Here is a 6,797-nt window from a genome sequence, read left to right as displayed (position 1 = left end):
GCCCTGGTTGGCCTTGAGCGCGTCGAGCAGGGTGTCGAACCGGCGGACCTGCACGGTGCAGGTCAGGCCGAGCTTCTCGCAGGCCGCCCGGGCGAGCTCGACGGCGAACCCCGTCGGGTTGCCGTCCGGCCCGGCGAAGTGGAGCGGCGGGTATTCGTCGTCGGTCAGGAAGCGCACCGCCCGCGTGGCCTGCGGCGGCTCCGGCCGCTCGAGCCGGGCGCGCGGGTTCCAGAAGTTCGGGATCGTCACCGGTTCGGCGACCGCCGGCCCGGCGGCCAGCATCAGCAGGGCCGCCACCAAGCCGCGAAGATGACGCTGCGGCATCCGCGCCACGGTTGCGAGGAATCCGCCGGCAGGGCGGCGCGGCGCTGTCGCGGGAACGGGAGGAGCCATACGCTCTCGTACCACGAACCTCCGCCAGGGGGAGCCCGCAAGTGCGGAGCCTGTTATGTTCGTCGAGGTCCGGTCTCCCCGCGGTGCGGCGATCGTCCTGCCGGCCGAGCTCGCCTTCCTGCTCGGCCAGGGCGTCGACCTGGAGATCGTCCACGCCGCCGCGATCCTGGCGCGGCGGGAGGGGACGGCACCGGTCGCGGCGCTGCTCCGGTCCGGCCTGATGAGCGAGGCGGATTACTACACCGCCCTCGCCCGGGCCCTCGGCCGACCCTTCCGGGGCACCGGCCTCGCGCTGCAGGCCGAGGTCCGCTTCCCCGAGGACGTCCACATCGGCGCGGCCCTCGGCGTTGCCGGGGAACTGGTCCTGGCCCCTCCGGCCGAGGCGGTGGCGGCACTCCTGTCCGCCGGCGCGCCGCCGGGAGCGGTCTTCACGACCCCGGCCGCCCTGAGCGCCGCGGTGCTCAGGGCGGCCGGTCCTCGCGCCGCGGCCCGGGCCGCCGAGGCCCTGGAGGTGCGGGCGCCGGACTGGGCCTACCGCCCGGGCCTGCACCCGGCCCAGGTCCTCGTCCTGGCGCTCGCCGCCGCGGCGGCGGTGCAGCTCCTCGACGCCGCGGTCTGGCTGCAGCTCGCCGCCCTGGTGCTCCTCAACCTCTCGGTCCTGGCGGTGATCGTCTTCCGCCTCGCCGCGCCGCTGGTGCGGCCCGATCCCCTGCCGGACCTCGCCCGGGTGCCGGACGCGGAACTGCCGGTCTACACGGTGCTGGTGGCGCTCTACCGGGAGACCCGGGTGGTGCCCCGCCTGGTGCGTGCGCTGGCGCGCCTCGACTATCCGGCCTCCAAGCTCGACCTCAAGTTCGTGATCGAGGCCGACGACGTCGCCACTGCGGCCGCCCTCGCCACGCTGCCGCTGCCGGCGCGGTTCGAGGTGGTGACGGCGCCCGCGGGTCTGCCCCGCACCAAGCCCCGGGCCCTCAACGTCGCCCTGCCGCTGGCGCGGGGCGAGCACCTCGTGGTCTACGACGCCGAGGACGTGCCGGACCCTGGCCAGCTGCGAGCTGCCGCCGCCCTGTTCCGCGCCGCCTCGCCGCGGCTCGCCTGCCTGCAGGGCCGGCTGGTGATCGACAATACCGGCGATTCCTGCCTCACCCGCTGCTTCACCCTCGAATACGCCGCCCTGTTCGACGTGCTGCTGCCGCTGCTGGCCGCCGCGCACCTGCCGGTACCGCTGGGCGGCACGACCACGCATTTCCGGACGCAGGTACTGCGGGAGCTGCACGGCTGGGACGCCTGGAACGTCACCGAGGATGCCGATCTCGGCATGCGCCTCGCGATCGCCGGCTACCGGGTCGGCGACCTGCCGCTCTCCACCCTGGAGGAGGCCCCCGCCTCCTTGCGCCCGTGGCTACGCCAGCGCACCCGCTGGATGAAGGGCTTCATCCAGACCGCGATCACCCACGGCCGGCACCCGCTCCAGGCGTTCCGACGCCTCGGCCCCCTCGGGCTGCTCTGCGCCGTGGCGGGCGTGCCTGGCACGGTCGTCTCCGCCCTCGCCTACCCGTTCGGCCTCGCGCTGGTCGTCCGGCAGGTCGTCGCCGATCCGCTGCCGGCAGCCCCGGACTTCCTCGCCAACCTGGTGACGGCGACGGGGCTCACGGTCCTCGCCGCGGGGCTCGGCGCGATGCTGCTGCCGGCGCTCGTCGGCTGCCTGCGGCGGGGATGGTGGGGCCTCGCCCCGTGGGTCCTCGCGCTGCCGTTCTACTACGGCCTCGTCAGCGCCGCGGCCTGGCTCGGCCTCGTCGAGCTGCTGCTGGCGCCCCACCGCTGGAACAAGACCGAGCACGGGCTGGCCGCCACCTCCCGCACCGGGGCGATGCGGCAGGGACGCTGAGGTGCCCTGAGCCTCTTACCGCAGCGCCTTCGAACGAGTCGTTCGAAGGCGCAAGGCACGCCCGAAAACGCGCTGGTCTCAGAGCTGGCGCGCCACCTCGGCGGCGGCGTCTGAGGCCGGGCGCATGAGGTTCAGCGAGCCGACGAAGTTGCCCCGTCCGTCCATGATGTAGACGAGCGCCGTGTGCTCCATCGTGTAGTCGCCCTCCTTCAGCGGCACCTTGCGGCTGTAGGCCCGGTAGGCCTTCACGGTGGCGGCCACCGCTTCGGCCGAGCCGGTGAGGCCGACGATGCGGGGGTCGAAGCTCGACAGGTAATCCTTCAGTGCCGCCGGGGTGTCGCGCTCCGGGTCGACGCTGATGAACAGCGCCTTCACGTCCCGACCCTTCGGGCCGAGGGCCGCCAGCACGTCGGAGATCTGCTGCAGGGTGGTCGGGCAGATGTCCGGGCAGTGGGTGAAGCCGAAGAACACGAGGTGCGGCGTGCCGGCGAAATCCCGGTCGGTGACGGTGCGGCCGTCCTGGTTCACCAGGGTGAATGGCCCGCCGACGGCGCTGGTGCCGGTGGCGGGGCGGCCGAGCATCAGGCTGGCGGCGAGGCCCAGCACCGCGAGGCCGAGGACGAAGACGAGCAGCGGGATCGCGGCGCGGCGCATCCGGGGTGTGAGGGGCATCGGCGGTCTCTTCCTGGCTTCCCGTGGTCCTGGGTCCCATGGCGGGCGCAGGCCGGTGGAGCACCGCCCGTTTCCGCCCGCAAGGGGGCACGGGGTCGCCCCGGAACGAGGCCGGCTGCCCGCGCGGTGGGCGCAGCGCTGCCCTGCGTGCGGGCAGGCCCATGCGACCGGACCCCATGTTGCGTTGCGTCGCGCCCTCTCCTATCGGTCGCGCCGACCGGCCCGCGCCTCCCGCGGTCTCCGACTCCCGTTTTCCCAAGAATACCTGCCAAGAAGATCCGCCATGGCCGACAAGCTCTCACTGCCCAAGGACAAGATTCGCGTCCTGCTGCTCGAAGGCATCAACGACAGCGCGGTGGCGCTGCTCGAGGCGTCCGGCTACGTCACCGTCACGCGGCTGGCCAAGGCCCTCGATCCGGCGGACCTGCGCCAAGCTCTCAAGGGCGTCCACATCCTCGGCATCCGCTCGCGCACCCAGCTCGACGAGGCCGCCTTCGAGGCCGCCGACCGCCTCATCGCCGTCGGCTGCTTCTCGGTCGGCACCAATCAGGTCGACCTCGACGCGGCGCGCCGGCGCGGCATCCCGGTCTTCAACGCGCCGTTCTCCAACACCCGCTCGGTAGCCGAGCTCGTCATCGGCGAGATCGTGATGCTGCTGCGCCGCATCGTGCCGCGCTCGGTCTCGGCCCATGTCGGCGGCTGGGACAAGTCGGCGGCCGGCTCGTTCGAGGTGCGCGGCAAGACGCTCGGCATCGTCGGCTACGGCAACATCGGCTCGCAGCTCTCGAACCTCGCCGAGGCGATGGGCATGCGGGTGATCTTCCACGATCTCACCGACCGCCTGCGCCACGGCAACACCGAGCCGGTCGACAGCCTCGACGCGCTGCTCGCCCAGAGCGACGTGGTCTCGCTGCACGTGCCCGAGACGCCCTCGACCCACAACATGATCGGCGAGGCGCAGATCCGGGCGATGAAGCCGGGCTCGTACCTCATCAACAACTCCCGCGGCACCGTGGTCGACCTCGACGCCCTGGCGGGGGCCCTGCGCGACGGGCACCTGCGCGGCGCGGCGGTCGACGTGTTCCCGGTCGAGCCGAAGTCGAACCAGGAGCGGTTCAACTCGCCGCTTCAGGGCCTCGAGAACGTCATCCTCACCCCGCATGTCGGCGGTTCGACCGAGGAGGCGCAGGAGCGCATCGGCGCCGAGGTGGCGAGGAAGCTCGTCGACTATTCCGACATCGGCTCGACGGTCGGCGCGGTGAACTTCCCGCAGGTGCAGCTGCCGGCCCGGCCGACCGGCCTGCGCTACATCCACGTGCAGCGCAACCTGCCGGGCATGCTCGGGCGCCTCAACGAGACCTTCGCCCGCAAGCACATCAACATCGCGGCGCAGTTCTACCAGACCGACGGCGAGGTCGGTTACGTCGTGGTGGAGACCGATGCGACCGATGTTGACGCCGAGGCCCTGCTCGAGGAGCTGCGCGCCATCGACGGCACGATCCGGGCGCGGCTGCTCTACGAGCGCCGCTGACGCCACCGCGAGGCCGGCGCCCGCCGCCGGCCTCGTCTTCTATCTGACGCAAACCCGCATCTTTTGATAAGGAATTACCCTCAATCTAACGCTGAGGAAGATCGAACCCGCGGCGAACGGCCGGGACGGTATCGATGGAGATCGCGCGCGCATGACGAAGTGTCCGTTCTCCGGCGTGACCTTGTCCCCCGGTGCGGCGCGGCCCGGCCCGGTCTCGTTCGCGCAGATCTGCGACGTGATGCCGATCGGCGCGATGACCTGCGACCTCACCACCTTCACGATCGACTACGCCAATCCGTACTCGATCGAGCTGCTGCACTCGATCCGCGAAACGATCGGCATCGATCCCGACCAGATCATCGGGACCTCGATCGACGTCTTCCACAAGAATCCCTCGTACCAGCGCGAGCTCCTCAGCGAGCCCGGGAACCTGCCGCATAAGGCGCGGATCCGCTTCGGCGACGAGTGGCTCGACCTGCGGATCCATCCCCTGCCGGAGCCGGACGGCCAGGTCAGGCGAGCCCTCCTGGTCTGGTCGATCGCCACCGCCGAGGTGCTGAAGGAGCAGGAGGAGTACCGGCTCCTGCGCATGATCGACGACATGCCGGTGGCGGTGATGACGGTCGATCCGGCGACCTACTGCATCACCTACGCCAACGAGACCTCGAAGCGCACCCTGGGGCAGATCGACGAGCACCTGCCGCTCAAGGCCGCCGACCTGCTCGGCGCGTCGATCGACGTCTTCCACAAGAATCCGGCTCACCAGCGCCGACTCCTCGCCGATCCGGCCAACCTGCCGCACAACGCCCGGATCAAGGTCGGCCCGGAAGTGCTCGACCTGCAGGCCTCGGCGGTCCGGGGGACCGACGGGGCCTATCTCGGCCCGATGCTGACCTGGTCGCTCGTCACCCAGCAGGTCGCGGCCGAGGCGCGGATCCAGCAGCTCGCCCATTACGACACGCTCACCGGGCTCGCCAACCGCACGACCTTCCGCGAGCATCTCGGCGCGGCGCTCGCCCGGGGCAGGGCCGGACTCGGCCTGCTGTTCATCGACCTCGACGGCTTCAAGATCGTCAACGATTCGCACGGGCACCTCGTCGGCGACGCCCTGCTGCGGCACGTCGCCGACCGCCTGCGCGTCGCCTGCGCCCGGCCCGGCATGATGGTCTCGCGGCTCGGCGGCGACGAGTTCGCCGTGCTGACGCCGGAGATCGCGCCGGCCGACCTCGCGGCCTTCGCGCAGGGGCTGATCGACACCCTGGTGGCGCCCTACCAGGTCGAGACCGAGCGCTGCCTCGAGGTTGGGGCGAGCATCGGCATCGCGGTGGCGCCGGAGCACGGCGATGCGCCGGAGGCGCTGCTCTCCCGCGCCGACATGGCACTCTACTCGGCCAAGGCTGCCGGCAAGCGGACCTTCCGGCTGTTCTGCACCGAGATGGAAGTCCGACTGCACGAGCGCGTGCGGCTGGAGGCCAAGCTGCGCGCCGCGCTGGCCGACATGGACGGGCTGTTCCTGTACTATCAGCCGATCACCGACGTGCGCACCCGGGCGGTGACGGCCCGGGAAGCCCTGATCCGCTGGCACCATCCGGGGCGGGGCTGGATCTCCCCGGCGGAGTTCATCCCGATCGCCGAGGAGAGCGGCCTGATTCGCGACCTCGGCGCCTGGGTGCTGCGCCGGGCCTGCGAGGACGCCGCGTCCTGGGAGGACGGCGCCCGGGTCGCCGTCAACGTCTCGCCGCGCCAGCTCGGCACCGGCACCCTCGCCTCGGCGGTGCTCGACGCGCTCTTTGCCAGCGGCCTGTCCCCGGACCGCCTCGAGATCGAGGTGACGGAGAGCGCCCTCCTCGGCGACGAGAAGGCCGGCCTGGCGGATCTGCGCCGCATCCGCGACATGGGCGTGCGGGTGGCGCTCGACGATTTCGGAACCGGGTTCTCCTCGCTGGCCCACCTGCGGGCGTTCCCGTTCGACAAGATCAAGATCGACGGCTCGTTCGTGCGCGATGCCGTGCAGCGGCCGGACTGCGCCGCGATCGTCGGGGTGGTGGCGGATCTCGGCCGGAGGCTCGGGGTGACGACCGTGGCCGAGGGGGTCGAGACCCAGGCCCACCTCGATCTCGTCATCGCCGAGGGGTGCAGCGAGGTCCAGGGCTACCTCCTCGGACGCCCGGCGCCGCGGGCGGCGGACCTTCCCCGGATCGCCGACCTCACCGCCCCCTTCCCCACCCGAAAAACGGCCTGATACCCTCGCGCCTTCGCATCGACGTGTCGATGCGAAGGCGTCCGGCGCATCAGCGCCGGCGCCCGTTCGGG

Annotated in this window: 5 protein-coding genes; 3 read left to right on the top strand and 2 right to left on the bottom strand. The window is 71.9% G+C overall.

Annotated features, from left to right (window positions below):
- Positions 1-324: substrate-binding periplasmic protein (locus VQ02_RS26435; RefSeq protein ID WP_048447226.1), on the bottom strand; the 324-nt coding region annotated here is incomplete at its 3' end.
- Between the two features lie 124 nt (positions 325-448).
- Here VQ02_RS26435 and VQ02_RS26430 point away from each other — a divergent pair.
- Positions 449-2,281 carry a glycosyltransferase family 2 protein gene (locus VQ02_RS26430; RefSeq protein WP_048447225.1) on the top strand — a complete coding sequence of 611 codons (1,833 nt, stop codon included), beginning with the start codon at positions 449-451 and terminating at the stop codon, positions 2,279-2,281.
- 78 nt (positions 2,282-2,359) lie between these two features.
- Here VQ02_RS26430 and VQ02_RS26425 read toward each other — a convergent pair whose 3' ends face one another.
- Positions 2,360-2,953: an SCO family protein gene (locus VQ02_RS26425; protein ID WP_083469471.1), complete on the bottom strand. Its 594-nt coding sequence runs from the start codon at positions 2,951-2,953 to the stop codon at positions 2,360-2,362.
- Positions 2,954-3,236: 283 nt separating this feature from the next.
- Here VQ02_RS26425 and serA point away from each other — a divergent pair, with 283 nt between their 5' ends.
- Both serA and VQ02_RS26415 read left to right on the top strand, forming a co-directional pair.
- Entirely contained in the window at positions 3,237-4,484 is a 1,248-nt protein-coding gene (gene serA, locus VQ02_RS26420; protein WP_048447223.1) for a phosphoglycerate dehydrogenase, read from the top strand.
- Positions 4,485-4,635: 151 nt separating this feature from the next.
- The gene (locus VQ02_RS26415; RefSeq protein WP_048447222.1) at positions 4,636-6,726 is read left to right on the top strand and encodes a putative bifunctional diguanylate cyclase/phosphodiesterase; all 2,091 of its coding nucleotides are present in this window, start codon (positions 4,636-4,638) and stop codon (positions 6,724-6,726) included.
- Positions 6,727-6,797 lie beyond the last annotated feature (71 nt).

Source organism: Methylobacterium variabile, from assembly GCF_001043975.1.
Taxonomy (GTDB): Bacteria; Pseudomonadota; Alphaproteobacteria; order Rhizobiales; family Beijerinckiaceae; genus Methylobacterium; species Methylobacterium variabile.
Note: the sequence above shows the minus strand (reverse complement) of the source record. Positions and strands in the feature narration are given on the sequence as shown.

Coding starts and splice junctions, on each gene's coding strand:
- VQ02_RS26415 (WP_048447222.1), top strand. CDS start 4,636: ATGACGAAGTGTCCGTTCTCCGGCGTGACCTTGTCCCCCGGTGCGGCG.
- VQ02_RS26425 (WP_083469471.1), bottom strand. CDS start 2,953: ATGCCCCTCACACCCCGGATGCGCCGCGCCGCGATCCCGCTGCTCGTC.
- VQ02_RS26430 (WP_048447225.1), top strand. CDS start 449: ATGTTCGTCGAGGTCCGGTCTCCCCGCGGTGCGGCGATCGTCCTGCCG.
- serA (WP_048447223.1), top strand. CDS start 3,237: ATGGCCGACAAGCTCTCACTGCCCAAGGACAAGATTCGCGTCCTGCTG.